This window comes from Streptomyces typhae, assembly GCF_009755605.1.
In the GTDB taxonomy this organism is placed as follows: domain Bacteria; phylum Actinomycetota; class Actinomycetes; order Streptomycetales; family Streptomycetaceae; genus Streptomyces; species Streptomyces typhae.
In genome coordinates, this window is sequence record NZ_WPNZ01000005.1 from 1 (window position 1) to 19,002 (window position 19,002).

20 protein-coding genes and 1 pseudogene are annotated in these 19,002 nt (G+C 72.7%); 8 read left to right on the forward strand and 13 right to left on the reverse strand.

Annotated features, from left to right (window positions below; all coding sequences use genetic code 11):
- Window positions 1-119 precede the first annotated feature (119 nt).
- Window positions 120-221 (reverse strand): annotated as a pseudogene (locus GPA10_RS43625) (SAM-dependent methyltransferase); the annotation flags it as partial.
- Between the two features lie 128 nt (window positions 222-349).
- Between GPA10_RS43625 and GPA10_RS10575 the strand changes: the two are divergent.
- Window positions 350-1,498, forward strand: a complete 1,149-nt coding sequence (locus tag GPA10_RS10575; protein WP_157165286.1) for a hypothetical protein — start codon at window positions 350-352, stop codon at window positions 1,496-1,498.
- Here GPA10_RS10575 and GPA10_RS10580 read toward each other — a convergent pair.
- On the reverse strand, window positions 1,452-2,018 hold the full coding sequence (locus tag GPA10_RS10580) for a hypothetical protein (RefSeq protein ID WP_157165287.1): 567 nt from the start codon (window positions 2,016-2,018) through the stop codon (window positions 1,452-1,454). The two genes, GPA10_RS10575 and GPA10_RS10580, sit on opposite strands and share 47 nt — an antisense overlap.
- 538 nt (window positions 2,019-2,556) lie before the next feature.
- Here GPA10_RS10580 and GPA10_RS10585 point away from each other — a divergent pair.
- Together GPA10_RS10585 and GPA10_RS10590 are read left to right on the forward strand one after the other, a co-directional pair.
- Entirely contained in the window at window positions 2,557-3,288 is a 732-nt protein-coding gene (locus GPA10_RS10585) for an MgtC/SapB family protein (RefSeq protein ID WP_058847096.1), read from the forward strand.
- A gap of 167 nt (window positions 3,289-3,455) precedes the next feature.
- Window positions 3,456-4,703, forward strand: coding sequence for a glycoside hydrolase family 113 protein (locus GPA10_RS10590; protein ID WP_157165288.1), 1,248 nt, complete (start codon window positions 3,456-3,458; stop codon window positions 4,701-4,703).
- Here the strand turns inward: GPA10_RS10590 and ppk2 are convergent.
- The 5 genes from ppk2 to GPA10_RS10615 form a co-directional block, all read right to left on the reverse strand.
- Window positions 4,687-5,706 (reverse strand): polyphosphate kinase 2, encoded by a 1,020-nt coding sequence (gene ppk2, locus GPA10_RS10595; protein WP_079086156.1) that lies wholly within the window; start codon window positions 5,704-5,706, stop codon window positions 4,687-4,689. The two genes, GPA10_RS10590 and ppk2, sit on opposite strands and share 17 nt — an antisense overlap.
- Window positions 5,707-5,818: 112 nt before the next feature.
- Window positions 5,819-6,238, reverse strand: a complete 420-nt coding sequence (locus GPA10_RS10600) for a DoxX family protein (RefSeq protein WP_157165289.1) — start codon at window positions 6,236-6,238, stop codon at window positions 5,819-5,821.
- Window positions 6,239-6,425: 187 nt separating this feature from the next.
- Complete coding sequence (locus tag GPA10_RS10605) at window positions 6,426-7,298, reverse strand: aminoglycoside 6-adenylyltransferase (protein WP_157165290.1); 873 nt, start codon at window positions 7,296-7,298, stop codon at window positions 6,426-6,428.
- A complete protein-coding gene (locus GPA10_RS10610) occupies window positions 7,295-7,549 on the reverse strand; it encodes a hypothetical protein (protein WP_058847092.1) in 255 nt (84 codons plus the stop codon). The genes GPA10_RS10605 and GPA10_RS10610 overlap by 4 nt, the downstream gene beginning before the upstream one ends.
- A gap of 65 nt (window positions 7,550-7,614) precedes the next feature.
- Window positions 7,615-8,109 carry an RrF2 family transcriptional regulator gene (locus GPA10_RS10615; RefSeq protein ID WP_058847091.1) on the reverse strand — a complete coding sequence of 165 codons (495 nt, stop codon included), beginning with the start codon at window positions 8,107-8,109 and terminating at the stop codon, window positions 7,615-7,617.
- Between the two features lie 168 nt (window positions 8,110-8,277).
- Here GPA10_RS10615 and GPA10_RS10620 point away from each other — a divergent pair, with 168 nt between their 5' ends.
- Window positions 8,278-9,018, forward strand: a complete 741-nt coding sequence (locus tag GPA10_RS10620; protein ID WP_157165291.1) for an SDR family oxidoreductase — start codon at window positions 8,278-8,280, stop codon at window positions 9,016-9,018.
- Here GPA10_RS10620 and GPA10_RS10625 read toward each other — a convergent pair.
- Window positions 8,988-10,229 carry an MFS transporter gene (locus tag GPA10_RS10625; protein WP_157165292.1) on the reverse strand — a complete coding sequence of 414 codons (1,242 nt, stop codon included), beginning with the start codon at window positions 10,227-10,229 and terminating at the stop codon, window positions 8,988-8,990. The genes GPA10_RS10620 and GPA10_RS10625 overlap by 31 nt on opposite strands.
- Before the next feature lie 126 nt (window positions 10,230-10,355).
- On the opposite strand from GPA10_RS10625, the gene GPA10_RS10630 reads away from it, so the two are divergent.
- Together GPA10_RS10630 and GPA10_RS10635 are read left to right on the forward strand one after the other, a co-directional pair.
- The gene (locus GPA10_RS10630) at window positions 10,356-10,823 is read left to right on the forward strand and encodes a winged helix-turn-helix transcriptional regulator (RefSeq protein WP_058847089.1); all 468 of its coding nucleotides are present in this window, start codon (window positions 10,356-10,358) and stop codon (window positions 10,821-10,823) included.
- Between the two features lie 179 nt (window positions 10,824-11,002).
- The gene (locus GPA10_RS10635; protein WP_343040644.1) at window positions 11,003-11,878 is read left to right on the forward strand and encodes an AraC family transcriptional regulator; all 876 of its coding nucleotides are present in this window, start codon (window positions 11,003-11,005) and stop codon (window positions 11,876-11,878) included.
- Between the two features lie 87 nt (window positions 11,879-11,965).
- Here GPA10_RS10635 and GPA10_RS10640 read toward each other — a convergent pair whose 3' ends face one another.
- Window positions 11,966-13,246 (reverse strand): low temperature requirement protein A, encoded by a 1,281-nt coding sequence (locus tag GPA10_RS10640; protein WP_157165293.1) that lies wholly within the window; start codon window positions 13,244-13,246, stop codon window positions 11,966-11,968.
- A 285-nt stretch (window positions 13,247-13,531) separates the two neighbouring features.
- Between GPA10_RS10640 and GPA10_RS10645 the strand changes: the two genes are divergently transcribed.
- Entirely contained in the window at window positions 13,532-14,524 is a 993-nt protein-coding gene (locus GPA10_RS10645) for a GlxA family transcriptional regulator (protein WP_157165294.1), read from the forward strand.
- A gap of 29 nt (window positions 14,525-14,553) precedes the next feature.
- Window positions 14,554-15,177 carry an isochorismatase family protein gene (locus GPA10_RS10650; protein WP_157165512.1) on the forward strand — a complete coding sequence of 208 codons (624 nt, stop codon included), beginning with the start codon at window positions 14,554-14,556 and terminating at the stop codon, window positions 15,175-15,177.
- Window positions 15,178-15,199: 22 nt separating this feature from the next.
- Here the strand turns inward: GPA10_RS10650 and GPA10_RS43630 are convergent, their stop codons facing one another.
- The 4 genes from GPA10_RS43630 to GPA10_RS10670 form a co-directional block, all read right to left on the reverse strand.
- Window positions 15,200-16,399, reverse strand: coding sequence for a M24 family metallopeptidase (locus GPA10_RS43630; RefSeq protein WP_157165295.1), 1,200 nt, complete (start codon window positions 16,397-16,399; stop codon window positions 15,200-15,202).
- Complete coding sequence (locus GPA10_RS10660; protein WP_058847084.1) at window positions 16,396-16,911, reverse strand: hypothetical protein; 516 nt, start codon at window positions 16,909-16,911, stop codon at window positions 16,396-16,398. Before GPA10_RS10660 ends, GPA10_RS43630 begins: the two co-directional genes overlap by 4 nt.
- A gap of 120 nt (window positions 16,912-17,031) precedes the next feature.
- Window positions 17,032-17,922 (reverse strand): class II fructose-bisphosphate aldolase, encoded by an 891-nt coding sequence (locus GPA10_RS10665; RefSeq protein WP_157165296.1) that lies wholly within the window; start codon window positions 17,920-17,922, stop codon window positions 17,032-17,034.
- Between the two features lie 157 nt (window positions 17,923-18,079).
- Window positions 18,080-18,958: an SIS domain-containing protein gene (locus GPA10_RS10670; RefSeq protein ID WP_157165297.1), complete on the reverse strand. Its 879-nt coding sequence runs from the start codon at window positions 18,956-18,958 to the stop codon at window positions 18,080-18,082.
- Window positions 18,959-19,002 lie beyond the last annotated feature (44 nt).

The window sequence follows — 19,002 nt, forward strand, 5'->3', positions numbered from 1 at the left end:
CGCCCCCGCAAGGACACAGGCAGCAGCGGCCGGACGAACTCCCACTCGGCATCGGACAGTTCATGGCGACGTATCACCCGACCATGATCCAGCACACGAGATCAATTGAAGACACGACCTAGGGCCTCCACAAGCCCCGGCGCGTACGGCAACCGCCCCCGCCGGTAGTACGCGGCACTGCCCGCGAACAGCGTCTCGTCCCACTCCCAGTCAGCAGTCACAAGCACCCACCATGCCTGACGACTCCTCCCGGCCGCGCGCGGCGCCGGTACGCCCCCTTGCCGCCGATTCTTGACGCTTGCACTCTTTGAAGCGGGTACATCGCGATCCGTGACCGGGGGAGGGCCGGATGACAGAGCGAACCGGCGATCACTTACACCGAACAGAGCCCGCATGGACGGTGCTGCAGGACAAGATCCTCGTGCACACCAGGGCCGCCGCGAGAAACGGTACGAGCCCCGCGCTGTCCGTGCGGGAGCACGACGGCGTCATCCTCTGCGGCGCCGGGTCACTCGCGGCCGCCGGTACTTTCCACCGGCAGGCGCCCGGCGGGCGACTGCAACTCGTCGACCCCGACAGCTACGGCGCCTACGCCACCGCGGACGCGCCCTTCCAGCTCGACAGCCTGCACCGCAACGGCCAGCAGTCCCTGTTCGAGGAGGACGAGGCGGAAGAGCTCCGCCACAACCAGCAAGGGCAACTGAGCAACGGTGCCGCGGCCGGCCTCACCCCCACCCGGTACATCGGTGCCGGGGACCGCCGCGCGGTGGCCGCCGCTGTCGAGACCGCACGAGACCTGGACGCCCGGCGGACCGTCCTCACCCTGCCGCTCGACCACAGATGGCTGCGCGAGCCCGGCGACCTCGAATTTCTGATCGCCCAGCTCGCCGGCCTGCCCCACATCAAGGGCATCGCCCTCGGCGCCGCACGGAACCCCCTCGCCGCCAGAGGGAGCGTCACCGCGCTGCGTTACTTGATCGACAGCCTGGAGCGCGTCGCTCTCCTCCGCACCGACCTCGCCGGCCTCGACGCCTACGCGCACGGAGCTCTCTTCGCCTCGATCGGCATGCAGACCGCTCTGCGGCACGTCCGCAAGCCGGACAGCGTACCGCCACCCGCGCCCAAGGGCGGCAACGTCACGACGATGGTCCTGCACCCGCAGCTCATGGACTACTTCAAGGCCGACAGACTGCGGGACCTGTACGGCAGGCTGCCCGCCCCGCTCTGCCACTGCTCGGTCTGCGAGGGCCGCAGCCTGATCCGCTTCGACCACAACCAGAGCGACCAGGAGGAAGCCAACCGCCACAACATCGCCACCTGGCTGCCCTGGGCCGACAGCCTCCAGCGCACCATGGCCGGCTCCGACCGGCGCGGTGTCTGGCAGCGGCTCTGCCACGACGCCCGCGAGGCGCATCAACAGCTTCGCGAGGAAGTGTCCGACCCCGGCGCCCTCACGACCCCGCGCTGGCTCGACGTGTGGGCAGGAGATCCCGACTAGCCCCGAGCAACTGTGCGTACACCTGCTCGGCGAACAGCCACCCGGCCGAGGTGTGCCCGAACCGGGACGACGGCCGAGGCGCCACCAGCAGCTCCGGTGCCTCGTCCGGCAGAGAACACACCACGCCGAGGCCGTACACGCCGGCCTCCATCACCAACAGCTCCGCGCCGTCCGCAGCGCCCTCCAACCACACAGCCGACGTCGCATACGCACCGAAACGGCCCGCCCGCAGCAGCGCGCCCCGCACCGGCCTCGCCGTCCGCGCCAGCGCCACATCGACCTCCAGCGGCCGCACCAGACGGCGCGTCAGGTATCCGTCGCTCCGCTCCAGCGCACTGTCCGGGCACCCGCGCAGCCGCGCACGCTCCCGCGCCGTGAGGGATGTGGCCGGAACCGGCAGGCCGGCCGGTAACTGCAACAGGGCCTCCAGCGCACCGACGTCCAGCAGCGGCGCGCCGCCCCCGCCCGCCCGGCGCTCCACCTCCGCGGCGTCGAGCCGCACAGCGAGCACGGCCCGCACGCCCCGTGTCCTCACCTCGACCACCGACGTACCAGGCAGAAGCGGACCACCGGCAGCCACCGCACACACACGGCGAGCAGCATCCAGACACACATCAGACATCGCACACATCCCTAGAGAACGACCGCTCCACGGCACGCAACCACACAGGCGCACACGCGAGGACCAGAAGCGGCGAAGACCCGGCCGCGGCACCGTAAATGAGGCAGGGCGCCCCTGCACAACGGCGGGGCCGGACGCTGTCCCTGAAATTCGGGATACCGGGAGCCCCCGCCCCGCCCCAGGATGAGAAAGGCGCAACCTCGGACTCGCGTCCTGCTCCGGCAGGTCGCTGCGGCGGGCCACGGCCCGGCACGGGGGGAGAGGGGCGGCCGCGGGAAGCGAGCCGGGACGGAACCCGGACCGGTGTCCCCCCGTGGCCGCCCCTGACAACGCGCCGAAGGCCGGTAACATGCGGCAAATTCTGTTGGTACGCACCTCGCAGGCACGCATGTCCGCTTCCTCCCGGGGCAGGGGCGAGGTCGGACAGGAGGTGCGCATGACGGGTCAGGAGTTTCCGCTGTGGGACGTGGGCAACGGACAGGGGCTGCGGCAGCTGTCCGAACTCGGCCTCGCCCTGGTGCTCTCCAGCCTCATCGGCTGGGAGCGCGCGGCGCAGCAGAAGAGCGCGGGACTGCGCACCCACACCCTCGTGGGCATCGCGAGCGCCTTGATGATGGAGGTGTCCCAGCACGGGTTCACCAACGTCCTCGGCCTGGACAACGTGTCCTTCGACCCGTCCCGGGTGGCCGCGCAGATCGTCTCCGGCATCGGGTTCATCGGCGGCGGTCTGATCTTCGTACGCCGTGACGCGGTACGGGGACTGACCACCGCGGCGACGATCTGGCTCACCTGCGCGGTGGGCATGGCCTGCGGGGGCGGTCTGCCCGTGCTCGCCGTGGTCGTCACGGCCCTGCACTTCGTCGTCGTCCGGGGCTATCCGCTGCTCGCCTCGCGTCTGCTGCCGCGTTCGAACGACGCCGTCTTCGAACTGCGCATGACGTACCGCACCGGCACGGCCCTGCTGCCCCGCCTCATGCAGACCTGTACGCGCAGCGGTTTCCGCATCCTCCAGGTCAAGGTCGACCGGCTGCCCGGCCGCACCGATCCGGCGGCACGCGTGCTGCTGGAACTGGAGGGCGCCGACGACACCGGCCGGCTGACGTCCGATCTGTTCGACAACGAGGGAGTGATCGATGTGGAGCTGACGGCCGCGAACGACGACGAGTGAAGGTCTCACGCCACGCGGCCGGAAGTCCGTTGCCGCGCGGTCCGGCCGCGACTTTGGTCACGGCGGCGAAGACCGATGGCCGATGATCCGCCCCGGGACCGAAGTCGATTCTGGAGACGTCCTGTTGACGGCTGATGGCTGCCGGACGAACACGGTGGGAGTGGCGGATGCAGAGGGTGCGGAACACGTCGAGGGTGCGGAACGCGTCGCCGGCGCGGGAGAGTTTGACGCGGGGGAGCTTCCTGGCCGGGGCCGCCGCGGTCGGCGCCGGTGCGCTGGTGGGCACGGCGCTGTCCGGGCAGGCCGCGGCGGGGGCGCGGGCGGCGGGTGCGCTGGCGGCGGGGGAAGGGGCCGCGACCGCCGGGCGGGCCGCGCGCGGGCTGACGTACCGCGGCGTGATGTACGAGTGCCAGGACGGGGAGACGCCGCACACGGGCTGGGACCGGGCCCGGATGCGGTCCGATCTGCGGGTCGTCGCGCACGACCTGCACGCGAACTCGGTCGTCGCCTTCGGCACCGGCGTGGAGCGCCTGGCCGCCACCGCCGCCGAGGCGGCCGAGCGCGGACTGCACGTCTGGCTCCAGCCACGCCTGGCCGACCTCCCCGAGCGGCAGATCCTCGACCATCTGGCGGAGACGGGGCGCGAGGCGGAACGGTTGCGCAAGCAGGGTGCGCGGGTGTACTTGAGCGTGGGGTGCGAGTTCATCCTGTTCGTACCGGGCATCGTCCCGGGCGACAACGCGGTGGAGCGCGTGCAGAACATGCTGGCGGGCAACTGGAACCCCGAAGAGGCGCAGCGCAAGCTCGACCGCCTGGTCCCGCTGGCCGCGCGGACGGGCCGCCGGGTGTTCCACGGCCCGCTGACCTACGGTGCCGCCTTCGGCGACAAGGTCGACTGGGACCTGTTCGACCTCGTCAGCGTCAACTACTACGCGTACTTCGCCGACCCTCAGGGATATGTGAAGGAGCTCGCGCCCTACCGCGCGTGGGGCAAGCCCGTCGCGATCACGGAGTGCGGCACCTGCACCTTCGAGGGCGCGCCCCAGGCGGGCGGCATGGGCTGGGACGTCGTCGACTACGACAAGCCCGAGCCGGAGATCCGCCCCGGGGTGCGGCGCAGCGAGCGCGTCCAGGCTCAGTACCTGACCGAGGTCCTGGACGTGTACGAGCGGATGGACCTGCACGCGGCGATGGTGTACCAGTTCGTCACCCCGGACGCCCCGCACCGGCGCGAACGCCGCCACGACCTCGACATCGCGAGCTACGGCCTGGTCAAGCCCCGGTGGCGGACGGAGGACGATCCGACGTCCCGGTGGTACTGGGAGCCGAAGGAGTCGTTCCACGCCGTGGCGCGGCACTTCGCGGCCCGCGCGGGCGGCGGTGGCACGGCCGGGGGCCCTACGCCGCGTCCGTAGGGTGCACCCCGGGCCCCTTGGAGTGGTTGGCCAAGGGCGTGGGGGAGAGGTCGGTGAGTTCCTCGCCGGGCTCCAGCAGGGTGTCCGCGGCGCCGACGATGAGCGGGTCGGGGCTGCCCGCGTCGTCCTTGTCCTTGGCGGGGTAGTCGCAGCGCGCCAGCAGGTGCCGCATCGCCTCGAGGCGTCCGCGCCGCTTGTCGTTGGTCTTCACCACCGTCCAGGGCGCGGACACCGTGTCCGTGGCCCGGAACATGTCGATCTTCGCGGCGGTGTAGGCGTCCCACAGGTCGAGGGAGGCGATGTCCGTCGGTGACAGCTTCCACTGCCGCACCGGGTCGACCTGGCGGATGGCGAACCGGGTGCGCTGCTCGCTGCGCGACACCGAGAACCAGAACTTCACCAGGAGCACGCCGTCCCGCACCAGCATCTCCTCGAACACGGGAGCCTGGGCGAGGAAGTGCCGGTGCTGCTCGGGCGTGCAGAAGCCCATGACGCGTTCGACGCCGGCGCGGTTGTACCAGGAGCGGTCGAAGAAGACGATCTCACCGGCCGACGGCAACTGCGTCACATAGCGCTGGAAGTACCACTGGCCGCTCTCCCGCTCGGTGGGCTTGTCGAGCGCCACGACCCGCGCCCCACGGGGGTTGAGGCGTTCGGTGAAACGTTTGATCGTGCCGCCCTTGCCGGCGGCGTCCCGGCCCTCGCAGATCACGACGATCCGCTGGCCGGTCTCCCTGACCCACTTCTGGAGCTTGAGCAGTTCGATCTGGAGCACGCGCTTGGCGCGCTCGTACTCCTTGCGGCGCAGCTTGTGGTCGTACGGGTAGTTCTCCCGCCAGGTGTCGAGGGGGCGTCCGCGGCGGTCGAGGAGGATGGGCTGCTCGGGCCTCGACCAGTCCACGGAGAGCTCGTCGAGGAGCCCCAGGTCGTCGGCGGCCCGCTGCCCGTCGAGGCGGACCTTCCGCTGCCCGTCGTCCTGCGGATTGCCGGGTCCAGTCCCCATGGCGTACGCCTCCTCGGCCCGTTGTCGGCGGTGCGACCACCGGTTCCCCCGACTGTTGAAATTATCCCCGGCCGGGGGCGTTGGGCGAGAGGCGAGAACGCCCCGACTTCCGTCAGCCGCGGGGACCGGACCCGGTGCTCCCCGGCGTCGGGAGCGCCGCCTGTTCCCTGGCGCCCTGCCGCGCCGCGAGCAGCGCCCACGCGAGGAGCGGGACCTGTAGCGGCAGCCGCCCGTAGGCGAGGGCCTTGAGCGGCTTGGGGCGGTGCCGCCAGTCGTACGCCATCTGCACGTTCGCGGGGAACACCGCCGCGACAAGCCCGGCCGCGGCGAGGCCGCCGGCCCGACGGGTGCGCGGGCAGGCCAGGGCGGCGGCCACCGCGAGTTCGGCGACGCCGCTCGCGTACGTGTAGGCGCGGGCCCTGCCCGGCAGCTGCCGCGGCACAATCTTGTCGAAGGGCTCGGGCGCGAGGAAGTGCAGCGCTCCCATGCCGCCCAGGACGCGGGCCAGGGAGCGGGCGGGGTCGAGGGCCATGGGGACTCCTTCAGCGAGGCGGGCGGGACCCGAGGGGTTACCGGGGGTTGTACCGGAACTCCGCCACCGTAGTTACTAATGGGTAGCGGAGGGAAGGGGGAGCCGTCCCGGGGTGCAGCCGGCGCACACCGGATGCACCGCCCGTGGCCGGTGGCCCCGCGCCGGTGCGTACCCGCCGCCCACGCTCTCAGCCCGTCGCCGGGATCTCGTCGAGAGTGGGCCGGATGACGCTCTCGGCCTTCTCCGGGTACGAGAAGCCGTGGACGTCGGCGACCTCGCGGGCCAGACGGGAGAAGAGGTCGGCGGTGGCCCGCGCGGCGCGCAGCGCGTCGTCCGCGGCGAAGCCGCCGAAGATCTGCGGCAGGCTCTCCCACGTGTCGGGGTCGGTCCACCGCTGCATGCGGGTACCGCCGTACCAGACGTCGTGACCGGCTCCCCTGAGGCTCAGTGCGTGCCACTCGATCATGGACTCCAGGAGTTCCTTGGTGGTCCAGTCCCGGGACTTGGCCACCCACAGCTCGCCGCGCGCCAGGCAGCGCGGCAGGTGGGCGATCTCGAACCAGAACTCCGCGCAGAGCTCGTCGAACTCCTCGGCGTCGGGCAGCTCCGCCTGTACGGTCCCCGAGGCCGGCGGCAGCGCGGCGGTTGCGCCCTCGCGCTCCCACAGGACCTCGTACCCGCGCTGGTGCAGGTCGTCGAGCCCTTCGTCGGCGAGCAGCGCCAGGCGCTCCACCGGCACCACCTGGAAGTCGGCCTTGGTGCCGTCCTCGAAGAGCACCAGGCGGGCCGGGTTCTCCCACGGCCCCTCAAGGCCCACTTGGACCACCACGGGGCCGAACTCCTCGACCCACGTCCCGTCGTCCTCGTACCGCGCGACGTCGGTGGTGTAGAGCTCGATGTCGTGGTCGGAGAAGGCGTCCACGGTGCCGTCGTCGCGCGCCCGCGAACCGGTGCGCAGCACGGCCCGGACGTCGGGGCGGCTCCGGGCCCAGGCCGACACGCGCCCGGCGATGCCGCCCTCGCCGCCCGCCGGGCCGGCGGCCCCTGAGTCAGTGATCATGGCGCCAGGCTACTGGACCCCCCTTCCGTGGCCTGTGCGTACGCCAGTTCCTTGAGGGCGACCCGGGCGGCCGGGGTTCCCGCGCGCGTCTGCCAGTACGGATGGGCGGCGATGACCCGCGACAACCGCAGCAGCCGACGCCGTCGCGCCGCGCCACCGCTCTCGGCGGGCGCCGAGGCCAGCTGTCCGTAGGTGACGTACCAGGCCGTCTGGTATGCCAGCAGGTCAGGGGGGAAGGTGTGCCGGTCCATGCGGGCCAGTAGATCGTATGTTCGATTTTCTGCGCAAAGTCGCCGCACGCGGAGGGTGCGGGTGCTCAGCCGCCGACCGTGTCGGCGCCCGGGTTGAGCCACGCCCCGATGTTCGGCAGCGCGTCGGGGCCGCTGTCCTGCTCCACGGCGTCGACGAGGTCGGCGACGGAGACGGCAGCCAGGGAGGCTCGCCAGGCGGCGTCGGCCGTGGCCATCGCGCGGGCGATGGGGCACGGCTTCGTGCAGTCCTGGGGCGGGGTTCCGAAGGGGCCGCGCCGGCGGATCTCCGTGCACGCGAACGCCGGGCTCGCCCCGTCGACCGCCTGCACCACGTCCAGGACCGTGATGTCGGCGGCGGCCCGTGTCAGGACGTAGCCGCCGCTCTTGCCCTGGACCGACTCGACCAGGCCCGCCCGGGACAGTGCCTGCATCTGCTTGGCCAGATAGCTGGACGAGACGTCGTGCAGCTGTGCGAGTCGGGCGGCCGGGACCGGATCGGTCGCCGCGGTGAGCACCACGCAGCAGTGCAGGGCCCACTCCACGCCACCGGACAGTTTCATGCGCCCTCCCATTGACTCGGACACAGGATATCCGCGTAATATCTCGGACATCGAATATCCGAGTTAGCGCCCGTCGGCGGCCATCAGCGGCAACGGCGGAACCGCCGGCGGCAACGGTGGAAACGGCGACGACGGCGGCACTCGGTTCACGGACGGAAGGGCACGATCATGAAGATCACGGTCATCGGCGCCACCGGACTGATCGGTTCCCAGCTCGTCTCGCGGTTCGGTGCCGCGGGCCACGAGGTGGTCCCCGCTTCCCTGTCGACCGGGGTCGACCTGCTCACCGGCGCGGGGCTCGACGAGGCGCTCGCCGGTGCGGACACGGTCGTCAACGTCACCAACTCGCCCACCTTCGACGAAGCGTCGCTGGACTTCTTCCGCACCACCTCGGGTCACCTGCTGTCCGCCGGGGAGCGCGCCGGGGTCCGCCACCAGGTCGCCCTCTCCATCGTCGGCGTCGACCAGGTGCCGCAGCTCGACTACTACCGCGCCAAGACCCTCCAGGAGGACCTCCTGAAGCAGGGGGCCACGCCGTACTCGATCGTGCGCGCCACCCAGTTCTTCGAGTTCATGGACGCCGTCCTGTCCTGGACCGCCGACGCCGGCACGGTCCGCCTCCCGGCCACCCGCGTCCAGCCCGTCGCGACCGCCGAAGTGGTCGGGGCGCTCGCCGACGTCGCCACCGCCCCGCCGCTCAACGGCACCCTGGAGGTCGCGGGGCCCGACGTCCTCCCCCTCGACGAGCTGGGCCGCCGCACGCTGGCGGCCCGCAAGGACGACCGCGCCGTCGTCACCGACGACAAGGCCGGCATGTTCGCCGCCGTCGAGGGCGACGTCCTGATCGCGGGCCCCGGCGCCCGCCTGGCCCCCACCCGCTACGAGGACTGGCTCGCCACGCCCCGCTGACGGAAGGCGGTCAGGCCCCACAGCGCGAGCGCCAGCAGGCTGAACCCCGCACCGAGGACGCACACCGCGCCCCACCCCGCCGCCGCGTACAGGCTCGTCGAAGCGAGCGCTCCGAGGGCGCTGCCCGCGGAGTAGAACATCATGTAGCCGCCGATCACACGGCTTCCCGCGTCGGGCCGGTGGGCGTAGATGACGCTCTGGTTCGTGACGTGGACGGCCTGCACGGCCAGGTCGAGGACGACCGCACCGGCGGCCAGCGCCCACAGGGAGCGGCCGGTGAGGGCGAGAGGGATCCAGGAGAGGACGAGGAGGGCGAGGGCCGCGCCCGTGGTCGCGCGGGCGTGGCCGCGGTCGTGCAGCCGTCCGGCCGGTGCGGCCGCGAGCGCCCCGGCCGCGCCGACCAGGCCGAACGCGCCGATGGCCGTGTGCGACAACGCGTACGGCGCCTCGCTCAGCGGCAGCGCCACGCAGCTCCACAGCGTGCTGAACGCGGCGAAGACGAGCAGCGCGTACACCGCTCGGGTCCGCGGGACCGGTTCGCGCAGGAACAGCGCGACCGTGGAGCGCAGCAGGACGCGGTAGGGGACGCGGGCGCGCACCGCGCCGTCCTGCGGCAGCGCACGGTGCAGGGCTCCCGCGAGGAGCAGGGTCACCGCCGCCGAACCCAGGTAGACGGAGCGCCAGCCCGCGAGGTCGGAGAGCAGCCCCGAGACGGTGCGGGCCAACAGGATGCCGAGGACGACGCCGCTCGTGACCTGGCCCACGACCGTTCCGCGCCGCTCGGGACCGGCGAGGGCCGCCGCGTACGCGACCAGGGACTGCGTGACGACGGCGAGGAAGCCCACGGCGGCGGCCGACGCGAACAGCACGGGGACGCCGCTCGCTGTTCCCAGCGCCACGAGGACGGCCGCGAGCAGCGCCGACTGCGCGGTGATGAGCTTCCTGCGGTCCAGCTTGTCGCCGAGCGGCACGAGCAGGAACAGGCCGAGCCCGTAACCGATCTGCGTGACCGTCACCACGGCGCCGACCGCGCCCTGCCCGACGCCGAAGCTCCGGCCGAGGGTGGCGAGCAGGGGCTGGGCGAAGTACACGTTCGCCACGGCCGACCCGCTCGCGAGGGCGAACAGCAGCACCGTTCCGCGCGAGGGCGCCTGGCGGCCGGCGCCGGTCCCCGTCGACGACTCCCGTGACACCCGGCAGTCCACAGCCATCCGTACCCCGCCCCTCGAATTGGTTGCAAGTTGCTACCGGGTGACCGTAGGCCAGGCTGGTAGCATGATGCAACCAAATGGCGGCGGAACCGCCGAGGCGAGGTCGGGAAGGAAGGTGGCTGCGCCGTGGTGAAGCGGACCAGCTTCGACGACAGCGAGTGCCCGGTGGCCCGCTCGGTCGACGCCGTGGGGGACTGGTGGTCCCTCCTGATCGTGCGCGACGCCTTCGACGGCAAGCGGCGCTTCGGCGAGTTCCAGCGCAGCCTCGGAGTCGCGAAGAACATCCTCACCACCCGGCTGCGCGCCCTCGTCGCGGGCGGCATCCTCGACCAGGTCCCCGCCTCCGACGGCAGCGCCTACCGGGAGTACGTCCTGACCCCCAGGGGCCGGGACCTCTTCCCGGTCGTCGTCGCGCTCCGGCAGTGGGGCGAGGCGCACTCCTTCCGCCCCGGCGAACCGCACTCCCGCCTGGTGGACCGCCGCGACGGACGCCCCCTCGGCCCGCTGCGGGTCCGGGCCGGGGACGGCCGCGACGTGACCCCGGACGACACCGTCGTCGTCAAGGTGGAGCCCGTCACGACGGACCCGTCATAGGGTGCGGCCCCGCCGCTCGGCTCGGGCGGGCTCGTCGACCTCACGCGCCCCGGCCCGACCGCCCGAGCGGCAGGTGCGCGGTGGTGCGGCGCACCCGACCGGAACGGGCACAGGATGTCGGGTCGGGCACCGCACGCGCTGCCTAGCGTGATGAGCGTCAAGAAGGAAGGAGGCCGGGCGTGCTGGACCGTCTCAACCAGACCATGGAGCACATCGAGGACCACCTCGACCAGGTCGTCGACGTGGCCGAACTGGCGCGCCGCGCGGCCACGTCGGAGTACCACCTGCGCCGGATGTTCTCCGCGCTCGCGGGGATTCCGCTGTCGGAGTACATCCGGCGCCGTCGGCTCACCGTCGCCGGTGCCGCGGTGCTCGCGGGGCACGAATCGCTCCTGGACATCGCGGTGCGCTATGGATACGGCTCGGGCGAGGCGTTCGCGCGGGCGTTCCGCGCCATGCACGGCGTCGGCCCCGGCGAGGCCCGCCGCACCGGTACCGCACTCGTGTCCCAGGCCCGGCTGACCTTCCGACTCACCGTCGAAGGGAGCAGCAGCATGCGATACCGCGTCGAGAACAGGACGGCCTTCACGGTCGTGGGCCTGAAGACCCGGGTGCCACTCGTGCACAGGGGGCCCAACCAGGCCATCATCGACTTCGTCCGCGGCATCGGGACCGAAACCCGGGAGCGCTTGGAGAAGCTGTCGGACCAGGAGCCCCGGGGCGTCGTCGCCGTCTGCGACGACCTGGACCCCAGCCGCGCCGAGGGCACGGAACTCGACTACTACCAGGGCGTGATCACGTCGGCCGCAGCCCCCGAGGGCATGACCGCCCTGCCGGTCCCGGCCGGTACGTGGGCGGTCTTCACCACGTCAGGACCGGTACCGGGGGCCATCCAGGAGCTGTGGCGCGACGTGTTCACCGAGTGGTTCCCGTCCAACCCCTACCGCAGCAGGCCGGGGCCGGAGATCCTGCGCACCCGCATGGCTCCGGGTGGTGCCGAGGCCGACGCCGAACTGTGGCTGCCGGTCGAGCGGGACACGGCCGCAAAGGGGTAAGGGCCAAGGGGCGCGGGCCGCCCGTCCGCCGCGCGGGCCGGGCGGGTGGCCCGCGCCCCGCCGCGGGCGGGCCGGACGGGGCTTCTCTCAGCGCGCGGCCAGGTCCCGCAGCATCCGCCGCTGGTGCCGGTGGCCGACGGTCTCGTACCCGATCACTGTGACGAACGGAGCGAGCATCACCACGAGCAGACACACCGCGGTGGCGACGCCCGCGGCGGACAGCAGCACCGCCACGGCGAGGACCGCGAGTGTGAGCGAGATGAGCAGCAGGTGGAAGCGGTCCGCCGCGGACAGCAGCAGCGTGTGCAGCAGATAGACCATCAGCAGGTACACCCCCACCGGCAGCGCCAGGGACAGCACCACGGCGACCTCGCCGATCCTCGTGTGGTGCTCCAGGTGCAGCCCGGCCACATGCAGTCCGGCGCCCGCGGCGGCGATCCCCATGAACAGCGGGATGTGCCCGTAGCCGAAGAGATAGCCGCGGCCGCGGCGGTGTACGAGGATGTCGCCTAAGGGCGTCGTGAAGTACACCCACCACATCCCGAAGGTCAGCCCGACCCCGGCGACGACGACGGCGATCGCGTTCCCGGTCCAGTGCGTGCCGTCCCCGCCGCCCAGGAGGTCGCCCGAGGAGGCGACGGTGCCGACCACGCCCTCGCCGAGCGTGATGATGGCGAACAGGCCGTACCGCTCCGCGACATGGTGCGGATGCCAGGGCGTGCCGCCCGCGCTGCCCTGGGTGAGGACCGGCAGGACCAGTTCGAGGACCGCGAGGACGACGAAGGCCACGAACACGGCCACCAGCGGCAGGTGTGCGAAGCCGACCACGATCCAGCCGGCCTGGGCGATCACGGTCCAGCGGATGTTGGCCGTCCCCACGGCGTGGAACGACGGCGACTCGCGGGCGGCTCGCCACCACTGGAGCACCATCGCGATCCGCATCACGACGTACCCGATGACCATCGCGCGCAGTTCGAGGCTGCCGCCCTCCTCGACGGAGTGGAACATCGCAGGCAGGCCGAGCGCGAACACGACGACGCCCATCATCTGCACCATCGTCAGCGCCCGGTAGAGCCAGTCGTCGGTGCCGAACGCCGAGGCGAACCAGCTGAAGCTGATCCACGCGACACTGATCGCGAACATCGCGAGGGCGAACGCCACGACCGCCTTGCCGGGGTGCCCCTCCGCGACCATCTCGGCGAACTGGGAGGCCGCGGTGCCGACCGCGACCACGAAGGTCAGGTCGAACAACAACTCCAGGGGCGTGGACACCCGACCGTGCTCCCGCGGGTCGCGGCCGGTCATGGGCATCCGGCGGTGGGCGATGCCGCCCTGGTCCGCGGGGCCGGTGGGGTCGGGGTGGCTCATGCGCAGAATGATGACGCATACGGTTGCAGTCGCAAGTCGAGGGCGGTTCGGGGAGGTGCGTCTGCCTCCGGATGTCCGGCTGTGTGGCTGTGTGGGCCGTCCGGGTCGTCCGGGCCGACTGGCTATCCGGCCGTCCGGGCCGACTGGGCAACCGGCCCTCCGGGCCATCCGGCCGGGGTGACTGGCCAACCGGCCCTCCGCGCCATCCCTTCGGGGCGACCGCGTGTCCGGATGTGACAGGGAATCGTCATTGCGGCCATCCGCCGCGCCGACCAGCATGGAGGCATGCCCCCTCCGCACCGGGTCGTCATCGCGGTCTTCCCCGATGTCGACCTCCTCGACGTCACCGGACCCGCAGAGGTCTTCGCCCTGGCCAACCGGGAGACCGCGGGCCGCGCCCGCTACCGGGTGGTCCTCGCCGGACCGGCCGTGGGCGCGGTCAGGACGTCGGCGGGCGTGCGGCTGCTCACCGACGTGTCCTTCGACGACGTCGGCGACCAGGTGGACACCCTGCTGGTGCCGGGCGCCGTCGACATGACCGGGGAGGGGCCCGTGGCCCGGATCGACCCCGACGTCGTGGCCTGGGTGAAGGCGACCGCGCCGCACGCCCGGCGGGTGGCGTCGGTGTGCGTGGGGGCGCACGTCCTGGCCGCGGCGGGGCTCCTGGACGGGAAGACGGCGACCACGCACTGGTCGACCGCCGCCCAGCTGGCCGCCGACCACCCCGACGTCACGGTCGACCCGGACCCCATCTTCGTCCGCACCGACCGCGGTCGGCTGTGGACCGGGGCCGGCATCAGCGCCTGCCTGGACCTCGCCCTCGCCCTGGTCGCCGAGGACCAGGGCGAGGAGACCGCGCTGACGGTGGCCCGGCAACTGGTCGTCTACCTCAAACGGCAGGGCGGCCAGAGCCAGTTCTCCGTCCCGCTGCGCCGCACGGCGACCAACCGCAGGGACATCGACGAGCTGCGCCGGTGGATCGCCGACCACCTCGACGGCGACCTGTCCACCGGTGCCATGGCCGCCCGGATGTGCCTGAGCGAGCGGCACTTCGCCCGTGTCTTCACCCAGGAGACGGGCACCAGCCCGGCCGCGTACGTCGAGGCGGCCCGGATCGAGGTCGCCCGGCGCCTCCTGGAGAGCACCGAAGACCCGCTCGACGAGGTCGCAGGCGCCTCGGGCCTCGGCTCGGTGGAGACCCTGCACCGGGCGTTCCGACGGCAGCTCGCCACCACCCCGGCGGCCTACCGCCGCCGCTTCCGCACCCAGACCGCCTGAAACGTTCCCTTCCCCATGAAAGGCCCATGATGAGCACGAACCACGCCTCCACCACCCTGCGCGACGTGATCGGCCTGGACAACGAGCCGCCCCGGCTGAGCGAGTCCGCCCTGATCCTGATCGACTACCAGAACACCTACCGCACCGGCGTCATGGCCCTGGAGGGCGCCGAGGAGGCCGTCGCGGCGGGCGCCCGCCTCCTGGAGCGCGCTCGCGCCGCCTGCACCACGGTCGTCCACATCATCAACGACGGCGGCGAGAACACCCCGTACGACATCCGTGCCCACATAGGCGCCATCAGCGACGAGGTGGCCCCGGTGGACGGGGAACCGGTCGTGGTCAAGCAGTTCCCCGACTCCTTCCACGCCACCGACCTGGAGCAGGTGCTCAGCGACCGCGGCTTCGCACCGGGCAGCGGCCGCGACCTCGTCCTCGCCGGGTTCATGACGCACATGTGCGTGACCTTCACCGCCCAGGGCGCCTTCAACCGCGGCTACCGGCCCACCGTCGTCGCGGACACCACCGCCACCCGCACCCTCGGCTCCCCGGACGGCACGGTCCTGCCCGCGGCGGATCTCAGGACGGCGGCCCTGACCACCGTCACGGACCTGTTCGGCACCGTCGTCCCGAACGCCGACGCCCTGCGCGCCTGAGCGCCCGCGGCCCGGCGGGGGTTCAGTCCGTGTGCGGCGTACGCGTGAGGATCTCGCAGCCCCCGTCGGTGACCAGGGCCGTGTCCGAGAACGCGTGGGTGCCCAAGTCGTCGTCCATGACCCACGACTGGACGTGGAAGGTCATGCCGGACCGCACCTCCATGGCGTCGCCGGGGCGGAGCGTACGGGAGCCGCCCATCCAGCCGGGCGGAAAGCCGACGTCGACGAGATAGCCGCAGTGGTGCCGCTCGTACGGTCCGCCGCGCGCCTCCTCGATCACCGCGCACCAGGTGCGGAAGACCTGTTCGGCGGTGGCGCCGGGGCGCAGTGCCCCGCACAGGGCGGCCATCGCCGAACGGGAGGCGTCGCGCGCGCGTGCGTTGCGCGCCGCGTCACGCCGGTCGAGGTGGTGCAGCCGCGCGAGCGGCGCGTGGTAGCGGCCGCGGGCCGCCGACAGTTCGAGGAACACTGCGTCGCGCGGGCCGAGTCGGCGCCGTGACCAGGTCAGATGCTCCTGCCGCAGCCGTTCGGTGCTGCGGACGAGGGGCGCGAACGCGGGCAGGTCGCCGCCCGCCCGTAGCATGGCGTCGTGGACCGTCGCGGCGATCTCGTTCTCCCGCGCGCCCGCGACGGCCGCGGCGAGACCGGCCGCCATGGCCGTGTCGGACAGCCGTGCCGCGCTGCGGATGCGGGCGATCTCCCGCTCGGTGTGGACGTGCCGCAGGCCGCTCAGCAGGTCGTCACAAGGGCTCCAGCGGGCCGCGTCCGAGGTGCGCAGACGGTCCCAGACGGCGGGCGGGAGGTTGAACGAGGCGGCCTGGTAGCCGACGGTCGGCGCCGTCCGCGCGAGCCCGCCGGTTCCGCCGCCTCCGCCGCTTTTGCCGAGTACGCCGCGGAGTACGTCGAGCAGCGCGTCGGCCGGATCGGTGGCGTCCCCGTAGCCGTGGTGGCCCACACCGTGCGTCTGGGCCGCCGCGGTCGGGGCCTCCATGGCCCGCTCGACCAGTACGGGGCTGCCGTGCAGGGGCAGCACAAGCCCCGTCACGGCGAAGTGCCCCTGGTGGTCGAGGCCGCTCAGGTGGTGGACGTCCTCCGGCGCGGTGACCAGGAGCGCCGCGAGTCCGCGCCGGTCCATGGCAGCACGGACGGCGTCCCGGCGCTGCTCGTACTCCTCCGGGGGGAAGTCCGGCCCTTCGAAGGAGAGGTCCGGCTCGTCACTCACCGGCCGCCCTCCGGGGCCAACCGCTCACCGCACCAACCGCAGAAGGGCGCAGAGGCCTCGGCGCGCATCTTGCCGCACTCGGGGCACACCCGGTCCAGGGCGCACGCAGCCTCGCCCCCCTCCTGAATGTCCGCGCGCAGCAGCGCCGCGGCACCGGTGATGCTCATGCCGGGGCGGCGCCCGTGCACCGTCAGATAGACGAGACCCTGCGGACCGGCCCGCAGCCCGCGCCGGGATCCGCGCGGCAGCCACGCCACCGCCCCGGACGTCAGCGCGAGCTCCTGGTCGTCGCCGTCCAGGAAGCCGTCGCCCGCGACCACCACCAGGAGGACGTCGAGGGAATCCTCCACGTGCTCCGCCACACCGCCCTCCGGGGGCAGCCGGAGCAGGTTGGCGTCGAGCTGTCTGCGCTCCTCCGCCAGCTTCCACAGCGCGCCGGTCCGTTCGGCGGACACGAGGGGGACGTACTGGTCGAAGGAGACCAGCAGGCGGGGCTTCTCCTGGGCGGACATTCGGCGGCTCCTGGCTGTGCGGTGTACGGCCGAAATCCTACGGGCCCCGCATGGCGAGAATCGGCATACAGGGCCCGAGCAGCACGGACGGATCACACAGCTCACAGAGTTCACACAGGGCTAGGTCCCGGACATACAGGGCTGGCTCCCGGGCATACAGGGCTGGCTCCCGGACATGGCGGGCTCCGCCGCGGCGAACAGGCGCAGCAGGCGGGCGACCTCGACGGCCATCGCCTCCCGGCCCGGACCGACGTAGCGGCGCGGGTCGACGACGGCGGGGTCGGCGTCGAGGACGGCGCGCACGGCCGCGGTGAAGACGGTGTTGAGGTGCGTCGAGATGTTGACCTTCCGGATGCCGGCGGCCGCGGCGGCGGCCAGCGTCGCGTCGTCGGCGCCGGACGAACCGTGCAGGACCAGCGGCACCCGCACGGCGGCGCGCAGCGCGCGGACGAGGTCGAGGTCGATACGGGCGGTGCGCTCGGTCATGTGGTGGGACGTGCCGACGGCGACGGCGAGGGCGTCGACGCCGGTGTCGGCCACGAAGCGGGCCGCCTCGTCGGGGTCCGTGCGCACCCCGGGGGCGTGCGCGCCGTTCTTGCCGCCGATCTCACCGAGTTCGGCCTCGACGAACACGCCCCGGGAGCGGCAGAGGTCCGCGATGGAGCGGGTGCGGGCGACGTTCTCCTCCCAGGGGAGATGGGCGCCGTCGTACATCACGGAGGTGAAGCCGAGCGCGACGGCCTCCTCGACGAGGTCGGGGCGTGTCGCGTGGTCCAGGTGGAGGGCGACGGGCACGGCGGCGGCCGTGGCGGCGGAGCGGGCGGCCGCGGTGAGCGGGGCCAGGGCGCCGTGGTGGGCGACCGCGTTCTCGCTGATCTGGAGGATCACGGGCAGCCGGGCCTGTTCGGCTCCGGTCAGAACGGCTTCCAACTGCTCGATGAGGGCGCCGTTGAAGGCGCCGACCGCGGCGGTCGTGGTGCGGAGCATGTCGTGCGGGGTGACCAGGGGCATGGCGTGCGTTCCAGTTCCAGGGGTCGGCGTGGCCCGGGTGGGTGCCGGGCGTGGTGGGCGCGGGGCGTTCTCGGCGGCGGAGTCGGGACCCGGCCCGTCGTGTGCGGACGACGGGCCGGGAGTCTTGAGCGAGCGCTCTGCCGCCGGGCGAGGGCCGCTAGGCGAGGACGACGGACCGCGTCAGGTGCGCGGGCCGGTCGGGGTCGCGCCCCGCGTCCTCCGCGAGCCGCACGGCGACCCGCTGGGCGAGTACGAGTTCGGCGACGGGGTCGAGCTGGGCCCGGCGCAGATGGGCGCCGGTGGCCTCGACGCGGTCGGCGAGTTCGGCGGGCAGCGGGGACAGACTCCACACGGCCCGGCCGGGCCCCGCCACCGCGATGGGCCCGTGCCGGTACTCCATGACCAGGTACGACTCGGTCCAGCGCGCCGCCGCCTCGCGCACCTTGAGCGCGGCCTCGTGGGCGAGCCCCGCGTGCCAGCCGTCGCCGAGGAACGTGATCTGCTCCGCCTGCAGGAGCTCCGGGTCGAGCGGCGCCTCCAGGGCGGTGACGAGGTCCTGCCGGGCCTGCTCGACGGAGTGCCCCAAGTGGGCGAGGAGCAGTATCAGTTGGGTGGTGGGATAGCGGGTCTGGACGACGGACTGCTCGTCGGCTCCGGCGAGCACGACCACGTCGTGGGCCGCCTTCGCGGCGGGGGAGTCCGCCACCGCGGTGATCGTGGTGATCCGCGTCGTGGGGTCGGCCGAGGCGAGGGCGGTGAGGATCTCGGTGGTGGTGCCGGAGCGGGTCAGGGCGATGATCCGGTCGTAGCGGCGGTGCAGCCGGGCCGCCGACGCGGGGAAGGCGTCGGTCGGCCCGTGCCCGCTGTCCTCGCGCAGATGAGCGTAGGCCTGGGCCATGAACCACGATGTGCCGCAGCCGATCACGGCGACGTGCTCACCCTTGGCGGGCAGCGCGGGGGCGTGCGCGGACAGCTGGTCCAGTACGTCGTCCCAGCACTGCGGCTGGCTGGCGATCTCCTGGCTCGTGAGTGACATGAGGTGCTGTTTCCCGTTCTTCGTGAGGGTTTTCGTGCGGGGTT